The organism is Robinsoniella sp. RHS (assembly GCF_001029355.1).
Classification (GTDB): Bacteria; Bacillota; Clostridia; order Lachnospirales; family Lachnospiraceae; genus Robinsoniella; species Robinsoniella peoriensis.
The window spans coordinates 110,737-130,669 of sequence record NZ_JNGB01000018.1 but is presented as its reverse complement, the minus strand read 5'-3'; the positions used below and the strand labels follow the sequence as shown (position 1 = coordinate 130,669).

At 43.7% G+C, this 19,933-nt stretch carries 9 protein-coding genes; 2 read left to right on the top strand and 7 right to left on the bottom strand.

Features of this window, described 5'->3' with window-relative positions; all coding sequences use genetic code 11:
* Positions 1-92: 92 nt before the first annotated feature.
* The 3 genes from RHS_RS10055 to addB all read right to left on the bottom strand — a co-directional run bounded on the left by RHS_RS10055 (position 93) and on the right by addB (position 10,918).
* Positions 93-3,590 (bottom strand): YfhO family protein, encoded by a 3,498-nt coding sequence (locus RHS_RS10055; RefSeq protein WP_047833099.1) that lies wholly within the window; start codon positions 3,588-3,590, stop codon positions 93-95.
* Between the two features lie 129 nt (positions 3,591-3,719).
* Positions 3,720-7,478 (bottom strand): helicase-exonuclease AddAB subunit AddA, encoded by a 3,759-nt coding sequence (gene addA / locus RHS_RS10050; RefSeq protein ID WP_047833098.1) that lies wholly within the window; start codon positions 7,476-7,478, stop codon positions 3,720-3,722.
* Between the two features lie 2 nt (positions 7,479-7,480).
* Positions 7,481-10,918 (bottom strand): helicase-exonuclease AddAB subunit AddB, encoded by a 3,438-nt coding sequence (addB, locus tag RHS_RS10045; RefSeq protein WP_047833097.1) that lies wholly within the window; start codon positions 10,916-10,918, stop codon positions 7,481-7,483.
* A 613-nt stretch (positions 10,919-11,531) separates the two neighbouring features.
* Here addB and RHS_RS10040 point away from each other — a divergent pair.
* Positions 11,532-12,212: an ABC transporter ATP-binding protein gene (locus tag RHS_RS10040; protein WP_027296726.1), complete on the top strand. Its 681-nt coding sequence runs from the start codon at positions 11,532-11,534 to the stop codon at positions 12,210-12,212.
* Positions 12,212-14,890: an FtsX-like permease family protein gene (locus RHS_RS10035; protein ID WP_047833096.1), complete on the top strand. Its 2,679-nt coding sequence runs from the start codon at positions 12,212-12,214 to the stop codon at positions 14,888-14,890. The genes RHS_RS10040 and RHS_RS10035 overlap by 1 nt, the downstream gene beginning before the upstream one ends.
* 45 nt (positions 14,891-14,935) lie before the next feature.
* On the opposite strand, the gene RHS_RS10030 is transcribed toward RHS_RS10035, so the two are convergent.
* From RHS_RS10030 to RHS_RS10015, 4 genes are all read right to left on the bottom strand, one after another.
* Positions 14,936-16,108, bottom strand: a complete 1,173-nt coding sequence (locus RHS_RS10030) for an ATP-binding protein (protein ID WP_047833095.1) — start codon at positions 16,106-16,108, stop codon at positions 14,936-14,938.
* Positions 16,105-16,773, bottom strand: a complete 669-nt coding sequence (locus RHS_RS10025) for a response regulator transcription factor (protein WP_027296723.1) — start codon at positions 16,771-16,773, stop codon at positions 16,105-16,107. Before RHS_RS10025 ends, RHS_RS10030 begins: the two co-directional genes overlap by 4 nt.
* A gap of 274 nt (positions 16,774-17,047) precedes the next feature.
* Complete coding sequence (locus RHS_RS10020) at positions 17,048-18,469, bottom strand: M17 family metallopeptidase (protein WP_047833094.1); 1,422 nt, start codon at positions 18,467-18,469, stop codon at positions 17,048-17,050.
* A gap of 108 nt (positions 18,470-18,577) precedes the next feature.
* A complete protein-coding gene (locus RHS_RS10015; RefSeq protein ID WP_200889762.1) occupies positions 18,578-19,903 on the bottom strand; it encodes an alpha-L-fucosidase in 1,326 nt (441 codons plus the stop codon).
* Between the last annotated feature and the right edge of the window lie 30 nt (positions 19,904-19,933).

Sequence of the window (19,933 nt, the reverse complement as noted above, 5' to 3'; positions counted from 1 at the left end):
CCATATTATTTTTACTCTTATACTTACTTCGTTTTTGCTCAGGTTCTCCTATAAACGCATTACCTTATTCATAGCCAGATGCTAATGAAGACTTATTTACTTTCTTTATATTCCGGTTTCCCTGCAGACTCATTGCTTTCTTCATATTCAGATTCATCACCCGCTGGCTCATAGTTTTCCTCATACTCAGATTCATCACCTTCAGGCTCATAGTCTTCCTCATATTCAGATTCATCACCCACAGGCTCATAGTTTTCCTCATACTCAGATTCATCACCTTCAGGCTCATAGTCTTCCTCATATTCAGATTCATTACCTGCAGACTCATAGTCTTCCTCATATTCAGTTCCATCACCTTCAGGCTCATAGTTTTCCTCATACTCAGTTTCATCAACTACAGGCTCATACTCTTCCTCATATTCAGTTCCATCACCTTCAGGCTCATAGTCATCCTCATATTCAGTTCCATCACCTGCAGACTCATAGTCTTCCTCATACTCAGATTCTCCTGCAGTCCCATATCTTGTTTCATACTCAGATTTTCCTGAATCCTCATAACTTTCTCCAAACCCAGATTCTTCGTAAGCTCCAGTCATACCTTGATAATCATTTTCATAATCTTCATCATAATCATCGTCATCGATATCTTCTTCTTCGCTTTCAGCTATTATGCCTTTTTTCCTTCTGCTTCTTCCTTCCAGCATAATTGTAACCATAAACAGAACAATGCTGGCAATGCTGATAAAGCTTCCGGACCATAATCCTTCCGGCGTAAAGTCAATAGTAATCTCGTGTGCGCCCTCATTCAGGTCAAATCCCATGAGCGCGGTACCAACAGCATACGTTTCGATTTCTTTTCCATCCACCATTACTTTCCAGCCGGTATCATATGGAATGGAGGTAAGCAGGGTTCCTGCTGTTTTCACATCGATATTGCCTCTTATTTTTCCATCTTCCGCCGTTGTTACATTCATCTGGTTTGCTGAAAGTTTTTCATACATCTTCGCATAATCTTCATCCTTGCAGGTATAGACACGGACTCCAACCGGATTTTCGTTTCCTTCTTTATAAGTGATGGTCACGTTAGCTTTGCCATCCTCGGTTACTCTTCCCAGATCAAAGAGATTGGTGTTATAACCGTTAATCGTCTTCTCATACTGCGGAGTCTTGATCACCAGTTTTTCCACATTGGAGGTCATTTCCAGATAGGTCTGTTCGCCCGGGTACAGACGGATAATATATGTGGGACCTTCTTCAATGTCGTACTCTTCTCTCAAAGTATACATCGGATCACTGCCCGTAGCCAATCCGGCAAACTGATCCTGGATTTCCATAGGAACCAGTCCTTCAATCTGCCAGTCCTTAATGGCTGAATCCACCATAAAGCCCAGTGACAGTGCATTTTCATTTTTATAAAGGGCCAGTGGCTCTTCATAACCGACGCGGTTCATATTATAAAGAGTATCTGAATCGGCTTTGGAAACCAGATAACGGACTCCAAATACATCATTAAACAATTTTGTCATACCGTTATAGCCATTCTTATTTGTGCGGGCTTCCATACCAATACCTTTGCACATATTTACCGTAGCAGCCGGCATTGTGGATGAAAACAGCACTACACCATTACCGCCCATGAACATCGTTTCATTCCGCATTCTCTGACTGTCAATTTCACTTCGGTAGAAATCTTTATCTCCCTGCTCCGCCATTAATTTCTTATAGGCACTCTGCTCATCCAGATAAGTACTTCTTCCAACAGTACCATTACTGCAGACACCATAGATCCCCATTGTGATCATCTCCGCCAGCATAACACCCAGAATCACGTTCTGTACAACCACCGCCCGAAGTTTCATAAAGCGGTAGAGCAATAACAGGATACTGTAAATCACAAGCAGTCCCAGCGTTACCAGATAAACATACATATCTCGTTCCCCGGCTTTTGTAATCATGCAGTATACCACAAATCCAATGGGCACAAGACAGGATATTATAATTTTGACTGCATGCATATTTTTCACATGGGTGAAAGCTTCATACCCCATGATCAGAATTAAGCAGATATAAATAAATGAAAAACGGTTAGGCAGACCATTCTGAGTATGGAATCCATGCCATATAAAGTTAAGCATATTGAAATTAAAACTCAGCACCAAAAGTGCACAGAGCAGAATTTTTGAAATTCGTTCCCGCAGGCTCACCTTTTTATCCAGCAGATAAAGTACTACCAGGATCAGTATAATGACGCCGCAGTAAGCATTTACCCCAGCCTGGTCGTCCGCAATGTTGATAGGCTCAACAAAGGCAAAATGGCTGGTGAGCTGATCGATGGTACTGGTGAAGAACTTGATCTTATCCGGAAATCCATTGTCATCCATGGATTCTGTAATTCCCAGCGCCTTATATGCCGGCATCAGAACAAGCGCTGCCATTCCACCGCTGAGCAGTGCATACCAGGCAAAGTTAATTCCGGATTTAAAAAATGCCTTGATGGTAAATCTCTTTGCTGCGATCCACTGTACCAGAAAATATAGACAGGAAAATAAACACAGCATAAATCCGATATAATAATTACAATAAAGCCCCAGGAACAGTGAAAGACCAAAGGTTCTTCCGCTTTCCCCTTTTACAATCCGTTCAATGCCGAGCATGACAATAGGAAGAAGGGCAATGCTGTCCAGCCACATCAAATTGAAATAATATCCAATCATAAAGCTGCTGAGGGCATACATTACGGCAAACACTACCGGAGTAAAATTCTTCCCTTTATTGCGCGTGGTTAAGTAATATCCAAAACATCCCCCGCATAAAGCGATCTTGATAATGATCAGGTAAGCCATCACATCCATCATATTCCTTGCCGGGAATAATACGATCAGGAAATTCAGCGGGCTTGCCAGATAATAAGCATACGTTGCCCAGAAATTATATCCCAGACCTCCGCCAAAAGAATAAAGTAAAGACTCACTGGCAGCGAGCTTGTCATGAAAATCCGTAAAAAACGGGAGATACTGATGCAGGGAGTCAATAATTAATACACCATGATCCCCAAACGGAAATACTCCATTCGCAATGTATGCAATCAGCATTACAATTGCCGGAATTCCCGCAGATGCAATGACACACCATTTCTTTGTCCTGCGGATCTTCAATTCTTTTTCCGTCAATTCAGAAATATCCTTTTTTTCTTTAAATACAAACGCTTTGCTGAAAACATAATTTAATACTAATACTACAACCTGAATTACCAGCTTGGCTATTAAATCATTCATGCCCCAGACACAGCTCAGCAGGACGACCCCAAATACTTCAATATACATGGTCAAAAGCCGCATTCCTACAAACTGCGCACATTCTTTAATGACTTCCCAAACGGTATTTCGCTTACTCTCAAATACAAAGATTTTGTTTACCACATAGGCAAAAGCAATTGCCAGCAATATGGAAATAAAGTTGGCTATAGTAATGTCGATGCCCAATACTGTACGCATAAGCGTATAAGAAACCAGGTTAACGAGTGTGGTACATCCGCCAAAGAAAATGTAACGGACCGCCTGATTTTTAAACAATTTTTTTATCCAGTTCATTTTGCACTCCTCATTTAAAATACTGTCGTGTTAAGTATAGCTTTTGATATTTGAAAAATCAACCATAATTGTGTGAAATCCCCTTAAAACTTCCTTAACATGGAAAGGAACAAAAAGGTCCCTCCCTTCTTATTTGATCCGGATTCCCTTCTGCATCCAGAAGGAATAAAGAATTTTCTCCTTCACCTTTTTCCGTGTCATACGCTCCAATGCCCGGGCATAGCAGTCCAGCTGGATCTTATATTTGTCCACCAGTATTTCGGCATGGTCATCCGGTACATAATCCGTCTTATAGTCAACCAGAATTATTGCCTCATCTTCGTAAAAAAATGCATCAATGATACCCTGAATCAATACTATTTCTTCATTATCCCCAGGCATATCGCAGGCCGGATTGTGATACTGCCCGGGTAAACGGCCTGAAAGTGCTCTTATTTCAGATGCCGGAACCCCCAGGACAAACTGTTGTTCCCGGTACAGATTCCCCTTCTGTTCGGCCTTTGCCATCCGTTTTCCCAGAACCGAATTGGCAAAGCGGACCATCTTCCTTTTATCAATCAGATCTATTTCCTCCCCGGTCATCTTTCCTTCTTCTAGGAGCCGTTCAATCTGTTCATCCAGTTTCTTACCGCTGGAAGCTGCGGCAAAGTCCAGTTCCTCTAAAAGTTTATGATATGCCGTACCACGTACTGCTCCGGGTACTTCGGTTTTCTGCTGCATAAACCGGGGTATGAAAGGAACAATATCCGGTTCTTCGTAAATAGAAAATTCTTCTTCCCCCATACTCAGCAGATTATCCATTGACTGACTGTATTTTTTAAGTTCGGAAACCGTAATTTTACCATGAATATCCGCATCCTGTTCATAGGGATATAACGGATCCATACGCATATTCAAGGCTTCCAGCTGTTCTTCACTCAGCATCCGGTGTCCCCGTTCCAAAAGTTCTTCTTTGGAAACTTTAATTGCCATTTGATGAGCCGCCTCTCTCGTGACCAGCTCTTTCACCGGACATACCCGGATGGAAAAGTATGCTTCTTTTTGATACAGCTCATGTGCCGGGTTATTGGTAAACCCATAGGCTTCCAAAAGCTCCCGGGCGGACTTGTGACGCATAAGTGCAGGCATCACCCAGTCCAGATAGGCAGATGCACCTGATAACTCGGTAAAAGATAGTTTTTCCTCTTCCCTGCGGCAGATCTGGCTCCATTTTTTTATCTTATCGACGATCCTGGTTACTGCACCGGTCATAATCAGCTTTTCTTTTGCTCTTGTGAAAGCCACATACAATACACGCAGCTCTTCTCCCAGGTTCTCATTGATGGTTTCCCTCTGTATGGTTTTCTTCAAAAGGGTCGGGCTTTTTACACGGAGAACGGGATCAATATAATCACAGCCAATTCCAAGCTCCGGATGCAGCAGCACTCTGCTCCTGCTGTCCTGCTGGTTAAATGTCTTGCCCATTCCTCCTGCAAACACAATCGGAAACTCCAGTCCCTTACTTTTATGGATACTCATTATACGGACCGTATCTTCCTGTTCCCCCACAGTGCTCGCCTCGCCGTAATCTACATTGTATTTCTGTAAATTCTCGATATACCGGATAAAGTTAAACAACCCCCGGTAGCTGGTAGTCTCATAGGTCATGGCTTTCTCCACCAGCATTTTCAGATTTGCAGTCCGCTGTTCTCCTCCAGGCATTGCAGCTGCATAGTCCCCGTATCCGGTGATCTCCAGCACCTGCCACAAAAGTTCATGCATAGGTGTATAGGGTACCAGCATACGGAAATGATCCAGAATTTCGAAAAATTTCTTTAACTTTTCTTTCAGGAAAGAATGATCATTGTCCTCTTCTGCTGTCTCAGCTGCATACAGCCTGCAGCATTCGTAAAATGGCATATCCGGGTTTGCACTTTTTATAGCCGCCAGTTCCCTGGCATCCAGTCCTCCAATCGGAGACTTCAGAACTGCCGCCATGGGAATTTCCTGTCTTGGATTGTCTGCAATCTTCAGAAATGCCAGGATCGTCTGTATCTCAACCGTTGAAAAATATCCGGTCTGTGATCCGGTATATGCCGGTATTCCCTGACTTTCTAAAACTCTTGCAAAAGAATCCGCCCATCCTGAAATGGTACGCAAAAGAATCACAATATCCCCATATCTGGCTTTTCGGTAAATTCCGGTAGATTTATCCAGCACTTCTTCTTTTCCAACAATCTCCAGAATGCGGTTGCCAATGGCTCTGGCTTCCAGTTCTCTGGCATTCTCTTCTACATCCTCTACTACCTCATCCAACGTATCCAGATCTACCAGGAGCATCTCCGTATTCGTAAAATCATCCACCTCATTTTGCTTTTCGGGAAAATCTGCGCCCGGATAAAGGGCCGCATCTGCATCGTACTGGATATTTCCAAGATATCTTGCCATAATCTGCTCAAAGATATAGTTTACACTGACCAATACCTGGCTTCTGCTTCGGAAATTCTTATGCAGGTCAATCCTCTGGCATATATTGTCAGTGACAGGATACGTATCATATTTTTCCATAAACAATTCCGGCCTTGCCAGTCGGAACCGGTAAATACTCTGCTTGACATCCCCTACCATAAAAATATTATATTTTCCCAAACATTTCTTAGATATGCTGGTCAGGATCAATTCCTGGACCAGGTTGCTGTCCTGGTATTCATCAATCAGAATTTCTTCATAATGTTCTGCCAGATCCTTTGCAGTCTGTGTAGGCACCGCTTCCCCTTCCTTATCCTCTACGAGAATATCCAGGGCAAAATGTTCCAGATCACTAAAATCTACCACGTTTTTTTCTCTTTTTTTCTGTGCATAACGCTCCGTAAATTCACATGCCAGATCAATCAGAACGCCCATGACTTCCCGGCTTTCCTGCATATCGGAAATCACGGATTCTAAATCACCAAAAAAGTACTGCTCCTGCAGTCCCTTCAGGCTTTTTTTCACCTGTTCCCGGATTGCTTTTACCTGTTCTTTCTTGTTTTCAGAGACAGCTTCATCCTTTTTTGTGGAGAGTCTGGCGTATTTACCCATTGCTGCAAATGCCTGTGCGTAATCCCGGTAATTATCTGCCTGACGTATCTTCCGGATCATCGCCTGATCCTGGCATAAAGCATCTTCATACATATAAGGTCCATCTTCCGCCCTGACAATGCGAAGTGCCTCTTCTGTCTTCTCTTCTATGTCCTTTAGCTGGCGCTTCAGGTTATCGGTTAATTTCTTCAGCCAGTCCGACTGCAAAAATTCTTCCGCAGATTCTATTTCATAAGCTTTCTTGCATTGCTGCAGCCATTTTTCCGGCCAGGGATAGCTCATAGAGAAATTGTAGAGTCCAAAAATCAGGTCTTCAATCCCCTGATCATTTTTTCCGGATGCATAGCATTCAATAAATTTCAGAAATGCCTCTTCCTTTTTCTCATAACAGTCTTCAATTAACTGCTCTGCCACATCTCTTTTTAAAAGCTTCAGCTCTCCTTCATCCGCTACACGGAATCCGGGATCCAGTCCGATTGCATGAAAATGATTACGGATAACATACTGGCAAAAGCTGTCAATAGTGGTAATCTGAGCATTATGCACCAGCGTAAGCTGGCGTTCCAAATGAACATCCAGCGGATTTTCTGCTGCTTTATTGTCCAGTGCCTTTGCAATACGTTCCCGCATCTCGCCTGCCGCCGCTTTGGTAAAGGTTACAATCAGCAGCTCATCGATATCCACCGGATGCTTTTTATCCGTTACCATGGTTACAATACGCTCCACCAGCACCGCAGTTTTACCTGAGCCCGCAGCCGCTGATACCAGAATATTACGATTTCTTAAGTCTATGACCTTTTGCTGGTCTTCGGTCCATGCTACTCCCATGCTTACCTTTCCTCACTTTCTGCTTCGGCTTGCGTCTGCCCACTTATTTTTTTCCATATTTCGTCCGGCTTATATTCTTTTAAACGATTATAACGGGTGCCCGGTATTCTCACATCAAATCCGCAAATCTCCCGGTATATGCAGTAATCACAGGCGGTCTTGTCCTTTCGCTCATAGGGAAGAGCTTCCATGTGCCCGTCTACAATCTGTTTTCCAATCTCCGTAATCTTATCATTGACAAACTTAGAAATCTGTCCAAACTGTTCCCTGCTGGCAATACTGGATGCTTTCGAGGGACTGCCATCCTTATTATAGGAAACCGGTATAACGCTGGAATCTTTTCCAATCTGAGTATCCAGATTCTCAATGATTTCTCTGCGATCATTCACAAGTCCGTCCAGCCGGAGTTTTTTCAGGATTTTCTGATTAATGATTTCCTGCGTATCTCCCCCTTCACGGTCCAGCATGGGATCCTGCATATTGTAATAGAAGATTCCCGCGGGTACAATTTCCTTATCTGGATAAATCCGCTGTTCCAGTTCCATTGCTGCATTGAGATAAACCACCAGCTGCAATTGGAGTCCATAATACAGTGCAACCAGATCAAAACTTGTATTTCCAGACTTATAATCGATTACCTTCACAAATACTTCATCCTCTTCCACCTTCACATCAGTCCGGTCAATCCTGCCACGAAGCTTCATCTTGTCCTCCTCTGTCAGCGAAATATTGACTGCTTCCAGATCCTCCACCATGGAGAAAGATACCTCGTAATTGCTGGGCACAAATGTCCCGGCTTTAATCTGTTCATGTAGTGCCCACACCGTGCGGCGCATAATACGCTTCATCCGCTCGATGGCATATTCATTCCGCGCAGAGCTGTAGAGAATCTTTGCCCCATATTCAGACGAAACTTCCTCTACCGTTTCTTCAATCATGGAATCCCTTATTTCTTCCGGCAGACTGAACCAGTTGTATTGGCTGTGTTCCACCTTTTTGGAAAACAGCTCGATCACACGGTGAAAGATATTCCCCATATCCATCGGCCGGAACAGATAAGTTTCCCGCTCCTTTAAGTCCAGTCCATACATCAGAAAATGCGAAAATGCACAGGCTGCAAATCGTTCCAGTCTGGTTACGCTGTTTTCCAGCACACTTCCATAGAGGGAAGAAGCCACTGCCTTTGGAAGCCCTTCATCCTTCCGCTTATAAAATGCGGCATCCACCAGGCCTTCTATCTTCTTCCTGTAATTTTCATTCTGATTATACCAGTCAAACATCACCATCCATTCATCCACCGGCATGGGACGTCCTTCCCTGATATTGCGCAGTCCCTCTATCAGATACGGAATTCCGCTGCCAGGTGATGCCACCCGGTCCAGCATGCTGTCGTACAGATCTTCATCCTTTTGGGGCACCGCCGGAAACAGTCTTGCCATATCATGCAGCACGTAAGAGGGACGGAGTGTCTTTCCATCTGAATCCACTTTGCTGGAAGACAAATACAGCCGGCTGGAAGGCTTTGTTAAATTCAGGTATAGATAAAACTTCTGCGTATACATATTTTCCCTTGCGGTAGGAGCCAGTTCCACACCGCTTAATTCCAGGGCATTTCGTTCCAGGTCAGATAATATCCCCCCTGTTCCTCCTGCTTTTGGCACCCAGCCATCATTAAGCCCTACAAAAAAGAGCGCCTTTATGGCTTTTAACCTCGTTCGCTCGATATCACCAACAACAACCTGATCTACCGCAGGGGGAATAATTCCTACCTTCGCTTCTTCAAAACCTGCATCCAGAATCTGAGCAAAATCCTTTAAGGATAAGCACTCCTCCCCCAGAAGTTCCACTAATTTATCCAGAAGATTCATCACAATCCCATAGATCTGACTGTATTCTTTTGCCATATCCAACCGGTTCTGCTCTTTGAATTCCTCTTCATAAATCGTTAGCTTACGCTGAATATCACAGGAAACAATAAACTCATACAAAGCCGCCGTACATTTGGCTACGGTTGCATTTTTATTTTTCAGCACCTTTGTAAATGGCACCAGCTTCTCCATAAGGGCTGCACGGATTTCGTTACACTGTTCTAACACCTGTTCATCATTTCGCTGGGTAACTTTTTCAAATGGTTTCTGCCATTTATTATACCCCCGCACACCTGCCGCCAGTATATAATTTTCCAGCAGATCCGTTTCCTCCCGTGACACATCACAAAGCCCGGTGCGCATCAGACGAAATACACTTTCATAGGAATAGTTTTTCTGCACCAGCTCCAAAGCCGCACGGATAAATTCTATGAAAGGATTTAACAAAATAGTCTTAGTCTCATCAATAAAACATGGAATCCGGCAGGCTTCAAAAACTTTACGGATATAACTGCTGTAAGCCGCCATATCTCCGGTGATTACAGCGATATCCTGATAGCGGTACCCTGCACCTGTAAGCTGCTTAATCGTGCGCGCCACAAAATTAGCCTCTTCCGTTGGATTTTTGGCATTGTGAATAGAAATTTCATCTATGGGGAACTCGTATTTCCCTCTCCTTCTCCGAAAAAGGTTCTGTTCCAGAAATCCCAGTACCGGGGTATCTTTAAAACGATAAACCTGCCCCTTTCCCAGTAAAACCGGATCTGATATCTCTACATGCTTTTCTTTTGCAATTTTAGTCAGGCTGCGGATCGTTTTCTTACTCAGATAAAAAAGCTCATGCTCTCCATAAATTTTAAAAGGATTTTCATTGGCATCCATAGTTATGGTCACCATGACCCTCTTTGCCAGCACCATAAGCCGCTCCAATAATTTTTGCTGAATCGGGGTAAATCCGGTAAAACCGTCCAATGCAAGTACACTGCCCTTTAAAATCTCAGACCGGTCAGCCACCTGGCAAAGGGCTTCCAGCACTTCTTCTGCCGTAATATACTGCCCCTGCAGTTTTTCCCGAAATCCGGCATACAAAATACCCACATCCTGCAATTTATAATACAGCTGCTTTTTTTCTCCGGCAGCAGCGATCATCTGATCCATCTTATCCATGGTCACATCATATTGGGTCAGCTCCGATATCATAGATTTCATCTGAGTGATATAGCCAAGCTTATTTAAATGAGCTCCCAGCACCTGAAGTTCATCTTTTTTCTCGATTGCAACTTTACGCATCAGCAGATTCTTCCCGGTCTCTTCCAGAACCGTACGTTTATCCGATCCCAGTTCCTCAAATATGCGGTACGCGAGTCTCTGAAAACTAAGCACATCTATATTCAAAATCCCTTTTCTGGGATGAAGGCTGACTAGCTCTTTCTGGGTCTGCATAGTAAACTGTTCCGGTACAATCACGATAAAATGCCCCTTTGGATCAGCGATAGAAGCTTCAATTACCTTATTATATAGTTCATAGGACTTTCCGCTTCCGGAATTTCCCAGGATTAATTGTAATGACATAAATAGACCCTCCAAGTTTCATTTATAGTCAATTCTAACCCGTCAGGCCGGTATTTGGCAACCTTTTTTCAAATACTATGGGAATTTTAAAATGGGTACTAACACTACTTTGGATAATTCAAGGTTTAAATTTGGGTTTAGCTGATTAAGACGCTTTGTAGATGTAGGTAGTGTACGGAAAGAGAAGGGGACGGACCAGGACATTGGTTTGGAAGGCTTACCGCAGAACTGGCATTTTCTAACCTTCCCGGAGCACTTTTTTGCGGATAGTATTCGATTGGCTCCCATCGGATACTAAGCGGGCAGTGAGCTGCGAAATGCATCAGGATTTCGGAGCGAATGCCTGCGTGCCGCCAAAAAGCGCTCCGCAAAGGTTAGAAAATACCAGTTCTGCGGCAAGCTGACGGAGTCCATATCAGTTTCCCACCCCCATCTTTCCGTACACTACCCATCATATACAAAGCGTCCTTACTCAGCTAAACCCAAATTTATACGTAATAGTAACCCCTCTAAAACCTACTAGGCAGAAAAGGAAACAATTACACTAATTGTCACTTTTTTGTCACTTAACACAGTTAATATGATATCATCAATACGGAAGGGAGTATTATAAATGGAAATACTGCGATGTAATAAACTTACGAAAACTTATGGAAATGAATCCAATAGGATTACTGCTCTGGACCACGTCAGCCTGGCTTTGGAAAAAGGAAGCTTCACGGCGATTATCGGGGCGTCAGGTTCTGGAAAATCCACACTTTTACACATGCTGGGAGGTGTAGACCGCCCTACCAGCGGTAATATCTACATTGAAGACACAGATATCTCAACGCTCAGCATGGAGCAGCTGGCGGTCTTTCGAAGACGTAAGGTGGGTCTAGTCTATCAGTTTTATAACCTGATTCCCACTCTGAATGTGCAGAAAAATATTTTGCTGCCAATACTGCTGGATGGAAAAAAACCAGATAAAAACAGATTTGAACAGATTGTCTCTTCCTTAGGGCTAACTGACCGTCTCACCCATCTGCCACAGGAATTATCCGGTGGACAGCAGCAGCGTGTGGCAATTGCTAGAAGCCTGATCTACCAGCCGGCGATCCTTCTTGCTGATGAACCTACGGGTAACCTGGACCGAAAAACTTCTGAAGAAACCATTGAATTGCTCAAGCTTTCCAACCGGCGATATGACCAGACGATACTTCTCATAACCCATGATGAAAAAACTGCCCTGCAGGCAGACCGGATCATCACACTGGAGGACGGTAAAATCTTACATGATGAGGTGGTGTCCTGATGAAAATATTACGTGAGTATGTCTGGGATACGGTCCGTAAGAACAAACGGACCAGCCTGGCAATCATAATCGCCCTGTTCTTAATGACCACACTTATGTCCTGCGTCTGTGGTTTCTTTTATACCATGTGGACAGATGCTATCACGCTTAGCAAATGGGAGAACGGAGACTGGCATGGGGAACTTTTTGATATTACTTATGGAAAAGATTTAGAACATATTGAAAACTATGCTTCCGTTTCCGCTGTCATGATAAAGGGAAACTGGGAAGTTGCCAGACTGGATGAAACCGGCAAGCGCAGCTATCTTATTACCCGGGGTGCCAACAATGAATATTGGGAGTCTATGTCCGAAAAAAATATTATCATCCAAGGTCAACGTCCCAGAAGTGAAAATGAAATCGCCTTATCAAAACAATATTTTGACAACCACCCTGAAATAAATATCGGCGATACCCTTACGCTGCCCGTCGGCAAACGTATCCTGGACGGAAAAATCCGCGTGGAAACAGAAGGCTTTGATGAGGATGAAACCTTCCGGCAGACCGGTACAAAAACTTATAAAATTGTCGGAAAAATGGATATGACCACCTCCTCTTCCGTTCCTGCATATACCGGCCTTGGATATCTGGATGAAAATTCCATACAGCCTGAAGATGAGATTACCGTATATCTTCGCTTTGATCCAATGAGAAAAACTTACGAAGAGCTTCCGGCACTTGCCGCATCCATCGGATATGAACCGGATGAATATGGAAAATATAATCTCAAATTTAATGGGGATCTGTTATCCAAGTACGCCATCTTCTCCAACGAACAATTAAGCTCTATGAATCAGCTTAGCGCATTGGCATTTCCGCTGATGATTCTGATAGTAGCCATAATGCTAGTGGGCCTGTTTGTATTGGTTATCCACAATGCTTTTGCACTTTCTGCAAACGAAAAGCTTTCCCAGCTTGGAACACTGGCCGGAATCGGGGCTTCTCCACGGCAGATTAAGTCCGCCGTAATTTCAGAAGCGCTGATTCTGACCATCTTCCCGCTGCCACTTGGGGTTATCTCCGGTTGGATATTGGATATGAAATTATTCCAGCTCATCAATACAAATAACGATATTGGCAGAACCGCCCCGGATATTGTTCTGACTTTTGGACTACCGGCAATCCTTCCCGCTATTCTCCTGTCCCTGCTGACCGTATGGCTTTCTGCGCTCATACCTGCACGCAAAATTGCGAAACTGCTTCCGGTGGAAGCCTTGAAACAGGACGGCAGAATAAAAAAGAAAAGATTACGGAAAAGCCGCATTACCAGCCGCCTCGGAATCACCGGTGAACTGGCTGCCAATGCAGTGTCTGCAAGGAAGAACTCATATCGGACGGCAACGATCTCCCTGTGTCTTTCTTTCCTGCTGTTAACCGGATTTTTATATATTATTTCAACTCAGAAAGCAGCACAGAACATCTATCAATACGGACTCGATAAGATTCGCCACATACAGTTTAACATTAGTGACGGCCGTACTCCGGATATGGAGGTTCTGGAAAAAATAAAACAAATTCCGGGGATCACCAAAACCGTCATTTTTGATAAACTTCCCTGCGCCACCTGGATAACCGAACAGGACGCATCTGATGATATAGAAACTTATTTTGGTGGTTATGATGAAATTGTTGCCAGAAAAAAATATTCTCCCATTGAAAGAGACGGCAAATTTAGAATTTCCACCACAGTAATTGGGTTGGAAGAAGACAGCTTTATAGACTATTGCAATGAACTGGGTATTGACCCAAAACCTTATCTGGAAGACTCTTCCAAGGCTATCTTCTATAATTATACGGAAGACCCGGATGTAAGTACCAGAAAAAAAAGTGTCCTGAGGGAACTCTTAAATCTGCGTTTGGGCCAGGAGCTTACTTTTACGGAAAAGGCATACGATGAGGATACCGGTGACTTTACCTTCAACCTTACTGCCGGTCTATTGGCAGAGAAGCTGCCGAATATCGATCTCAGACTTTCCAGATTCACACTGGCAGCAATCATGCCTATGGATCATGTTTTAGAAATCGGTGCCTCCTGCAGCAGCAAACGACAGTCAACAGCGAACAGTGTCAACACTCTGCTCCTGACAGACAATAATGGCGGCATCTCTTACCCCTTAATTCAGAAAGTATCCGCAGAGGTGGAAAACCTTCTTACCCGCTATTATGGAACCGGAGACTACCTGATCACTGACCTTGCCATGATGCAGGAAATGGATGAATCTGAAATAAAAGTAATGAATCTGATCGTTGCCTTTCTCACAGGTCTTTTAGCTGTGATCGGATTGTCAAATGTATGGGCAAGCATCTCGGGAAATCTTCGACAGCGAAGAAAAGAATTCGGTATGTTAAAATCCGCGGGCCTTTCACCCCGGCAGTTTTGGAAAATGTTATTTCTCGAAGGAATCACCCTTGGACTCAAGCCTCTGCTCTTAAGCTTACCTTTCCAGGTAATCATATTGACCTTATTTCTTTATATCAATGAGGTTACTTTGCCGGAATATCTGCCTTATGCACCGTTTGCAGCCATTCTTGGCTACACGGTCTTAATCTTACTGGCAATTATAAGCGCCTACTTTATAGGAGGGCAGAGAATACAAAAAGATAATATTATCACTGCTGTAAAAGATGACACGATATAAGTGATATCTGCCGATCATCTATCAGCGTTTAACAGCAGTTCGTTTTCACACATAAAACCGAAGCCGGAAACGGGCATGTCCATCAGAAGTATTTTCTGCGTAGATATGTCCGTTTTGCCTTTCAATAATCAGTCTGGCAAGTGCAAGCCCGATTCCTGCACTGTCCTTTGATGCATCTTCACCCCGGTAAAACCGCTCAAACAAATGGGGAAGATCTTTCTTGGAAAACCCGGAGCCGCTGTCAACAATCTGTAATTCTGCATAAAGCGGGTTCTTCTCATAAGATACCTGTATGGCTCCTTTTTCCGGTGTATGTTCCACACAATTTTTTAATACGTTCAAAAGTGCTTCACTGGTCCACTGCATGTCTGTCAAAATCCAGGATGGCGGCCCCCCTGGTTTTCCGCATTTTACTTCCAGTGAAATTTTTTTACGATTCATCATTTCCAGAAGAGGTTCTGATGCTGCATTGATTAAATCAGAGACCTCCACCTGACTTGGTTCAAAGGCAATGACATGGGAGTCCAGCTTTGCCAGAATTAAAAGCCCGGATACCAGTTTTTGAAGCCGTTTCGCCTGATTTTTCAAATGTACCAGATATTCTTTCGTTTCCTCCGTCTGATAGTCTTCCAAAAGTTCAGTCATCAAAGACATGGAGGTCAAAGGTGTTTTTAACTGATGGGCGATATCTGCAATTCGCTCTGACAGTACCTGATGGTCCTGTACCGCCGTTTCCTTCGTACACTTTAATTCCAATACCGTTTTATAAATCTCATCCTCCAGCTGGGAAAAGCAGTCTTCCATCCGTGGGAGTGTCTTTGCTTCTCCATAATTTATGGCTTTCAGATATTCTGTTAACTCCTGTATTCTGATCTCCAGCTTAATTTCTTTTCTTCTCTTTTTCATTAACAGAATCCCACCGATACCTTCAAAAAGTCCGATACCTATTAATGAGGTTAATAACATATGATCACCTATTTTACCCAGAGGGCGGTAACCGTATTTCCCCAAATATGCTCTGCCCGCGCTTCTTTGTTCCTTTGAAGCCCGTTTAAGTCCTGCCTGCAGGGAATCGTTTTGCAACACAGAGCCCACCAGGTCTGCCGTCATATGATATTCATGTACTGTCAAATATGCAGCCATCAGCAAGCCTGTCAGAATGCCAGGAATCAGCCAAAGCAAACATGTTCTTAATAATGCTCTGCACCCTGGACTCATGGTATAATTTCCTCCATTCGGTATCCAATTCCACGTATTGTTAAAATATGACTGGTGTTTCTTAATTTTTCACGCAGACGTTTCATGGTAACCGTCAAAGTATTGTCATTGACAAAGTTTCCTTCCGAATCCCACAACTTCTCCAGGATAAGATTCCGCGGAAGTGTTCTGCCTTTGTTCTCCATGAGAACCAGAAGCAAACGGTATTCCAGTGCTGAAAGAGCGATGTTTTCTCCTTTCAGCACTGCCTGCATCTTTTCCTTATCGATTCGGATATCTCCGCAGGCAATCCATTCTTTGCCGTCTTCCGGCACTCTCCTTAAAACCGCTGCAATCCGCGATTCCAGCACAGCAATATGGAAAGGCTTCGTAATATAATCATCTGCCCCCATATCCAGTCCTTTTGTAATATCTGCCACCTCGTCACGGACAGTTAAAAAGATAATGCTGGTATTCCCCTGTTCCCTTACCCATTTGCAGAACCCGTACCCATTACCATCCGGAAGATTCAGATCCAGTAACACCAGTTGAAATCCCTGGTGAAACTCCTTTTTCGCTTTTTCCAAAGTCTCACAATGCGTAACCGCATAGCCCTTTCGGGAAAGGGCTGCTTTGATTCCGAATGCGATTGTTTCATCATCTTCTAGTAGTAATATATTTGTCATTTTATTTACCTGCGGCTTTCTGGATCTTTATCTTATTTCTGATGTTTAATTAAGTTTTCTAAGTTTGTTTATGACGATAATTCTTTTCTTCTTTTCTACAAGTATACTATAGTTTGACGCATTTTCCAATCTGCAAAGTTTTTGACCCTGTTTTTAATTGTATTTTAATAGCTCATTTTACGTCATAAAAAGGGGGCATAACGAAAAAAACTTCCCCGCAGCAAGCTGCGAAGAAGTTTACACCAACATAATTTAATTAATCAAACCAGACACCTCAGCCCTTCAGCCAACGATAAATCGTATCAATCGTCGCCCCCGTAGCGCCCTTCGCCTGGAATTCATACAGCGGCTTTCCAACATGTGCCGTTCCGGCAATATCCAGATGAATCCATGGCACCTGGTTAGCAAAATGCCGGATGAAAAGTCCTGCCGTAATTGCACCGCAGAAGCTTTCACCCATATTCTTAATATCCGCAATTTCACTTTCCAGCATTTTTTCATTTTCCCGGTAAAATGGCAGACGGCAGAAATATTCCCCGGTGCCCGCGGACGCTTCTTCCAGCTCATTCCATATCTGGTCGGAATCGGCGATTACACCTGTGACATGGTTCCCCAGTGCATTTGCCATAGCGCCTGTGAGCGTAGCAATATCCAGCACCCTGGTAACCCTTTCCTCCATTACGGCATAGCTCACTCCGTCAGCAAGTATCAGGCGGCCTTCCGCATCGGTATTTAATATTTCAATGGTCTGTCCCGAATAGGAAGTAATGACATCCCCTGGAAGAAGGCTTCCGGCTGTCAGGCGGTTTTCACAGATGGGTATTACACAAGTCACATTGACTCTTGCTTTGCTTTTCGCCAATGCCTTTATCACTGAGGCCGTCACTGCACCGCCTGCCATATCACCGTGCATGCCAATCAGGGAATCACGGGATTTCAGACAATAGCCGCCGGTATCCGACGTTACGCCTTTTCCAACCAGTCCGGTGATCTCTTTACTGTCCGGATCTCCATTATAACGCAGTAAGCACATGCAGGGCGGGAATTCACTGCTGCCACCTACCGCATTTAATGCACCCATACCCATTTCCTGAAGTTTTTCGTAATCATACAATACGTATTCTATACCGCAGTCCTTCACATGCTCTTCAATTTCTTTTGCCAGATCCATGGGCCGCAGTTTATTTCCCGGCATATTCACCAGCTTTCTAGTAAAGATCACTGCATCACCCAGAACTTCCCCTTCCCGGTGGAGTTCCTGTGCCAATGCCCGCTGATCCTCCGGGATTCCGGACAGGAAAATATTATATTCTTCTGTCTTTGCATCTTTTTTATAAGTCAGTCCTTCAGCCAGCCCAAGCCGAATGCTCTCCACACATTTCTCAACACATTGGATACCAAAGATTTTAAGAAGCTCAGAAATATCGATTACCGCTTCTTTCATTTCACAGTTCTTCACTTCTTTTGCTGCTTTTGCCAGCAGTTCTTTCAATTTCAGAATGGTAATCTCTTCCGGATTTCCCATCCCAGTCAAAATACATACTCTGCCTTCCCCATCTGTTAAAACCCGGCTCTGCAGATATTTCCCCTGAAAAACGGCAGAAGCCTTTTTGAAATCTTCTTCGATTGCAGAAGACCCTTCCCCATAAAAACGAACGATACAATTTGCAAAGCTGTTATTTCCAATTAATATCATAATACACTCCTTTCAGATCCTCCCATTATTAGTTACAGTGTTTGAAATTGCTTTCTGACAGCTGTATGTACCAGTTTGTGGGATGGATACTGCAGCCATCCCACTTTTCTATTTTAACGTTATCTCTACCACCGTATCGTGTTCATCCGGCAGCGGATAGCAGTCACTGCTATGGGTATCAAAGAAGAAAAATGCATTTTCCGCATATTCCTTTAAGTTCCAGAAAAACGTTTCCTTCACTTCCGACCCATCCTTTAATAAACGCATATGGTCAACCATTCCCGCCATCTTTTCCAGACAGATTGCTCCCGCCTGTTCTTCCATAACATGGGCGTACAGCTTTTTACCGTTCTGGGTAAATCTTCCCCACTCAGGCTTTGGAAATTCTGACAGTCCGCAGCCGTAGATACTTCTGCCGTTCTGCTTCATCCACGTTCCCACTTCTTCCAGAATTTCTACCGATTCTACCGGGATCTCTCCCTTTGCATTGGGACCTACATTTAAGATCAGGTTGCCGTTTTTGCTGACACATTCTACCAGCATATGAATTACCATTTTAGCTGATTTATAATGGTAATCATGAGCCGCATACCCCCAGTTATTATTCAGGGTAATGCATGCCTCCCACGGTATAGGGTTTCCGGCTTCATCACGGATGCCTTCCGGCGGAACCATCTGTTCCGGTGACGCAAAATCACCGGAATATGCGGTAGGATTTAGGGTACGGATAGACCCGGCATTTTCCGCACTTCCTTCCAGGCGGTTATCAATTACGATATGAGGCTGGATGCTTCTTACCATTTCAATCAGTTCCGATGCTTTCCACTTTTCACAATTCATCGGACCATAAGAAAAATCAAACCACATCAGGTCTAAATGCCCGTAATTTGTCAGCAGCTCTTTTACCTGTCCGTGCATATAGGTGAGATACCGGTCAAAGTCATGTTCTTTCCCTTTAAAGTCTTCATTATCTCTCATTGGATGAAACTTGTCCCCATAATGCGGGAAATCGGGATGGCGCCAGTCAATAATGGAAAAATACAGTCCCACACGAATTCCCTCGGCACGGAATGCATCCAGAAATTCCCGTACAAGGTCTCTTTTGCAAGGGGCATTGGTGGACTTAAAATCTGTCAGTTTCGTGTCATAAAGGCAAAATCCGTCATGATGCTTTGCAGTTAATACCGCATATTTCATGCCTGCTTTTTTCGCCAGTCTCGCCCATTCTTTCGGGTCATAATTTTCTGTGGTAAATTCATCAAAAAACTGATCATATTCTTCCTTTGGCATCCGTTCGGTACTGCGCACCCATTCTCCCCTTGCAGGAATTGAATAGAGTCCCCAATGAATAAACATTCCAAATCTTGCGTCACAATACCATTTCGTTCTCTCAGTTCTCGCTTCCACTACCTGGTTTCCCATTTTTTCACTCATTTCATATCCTCCTGTTCATTTTCTAAATTA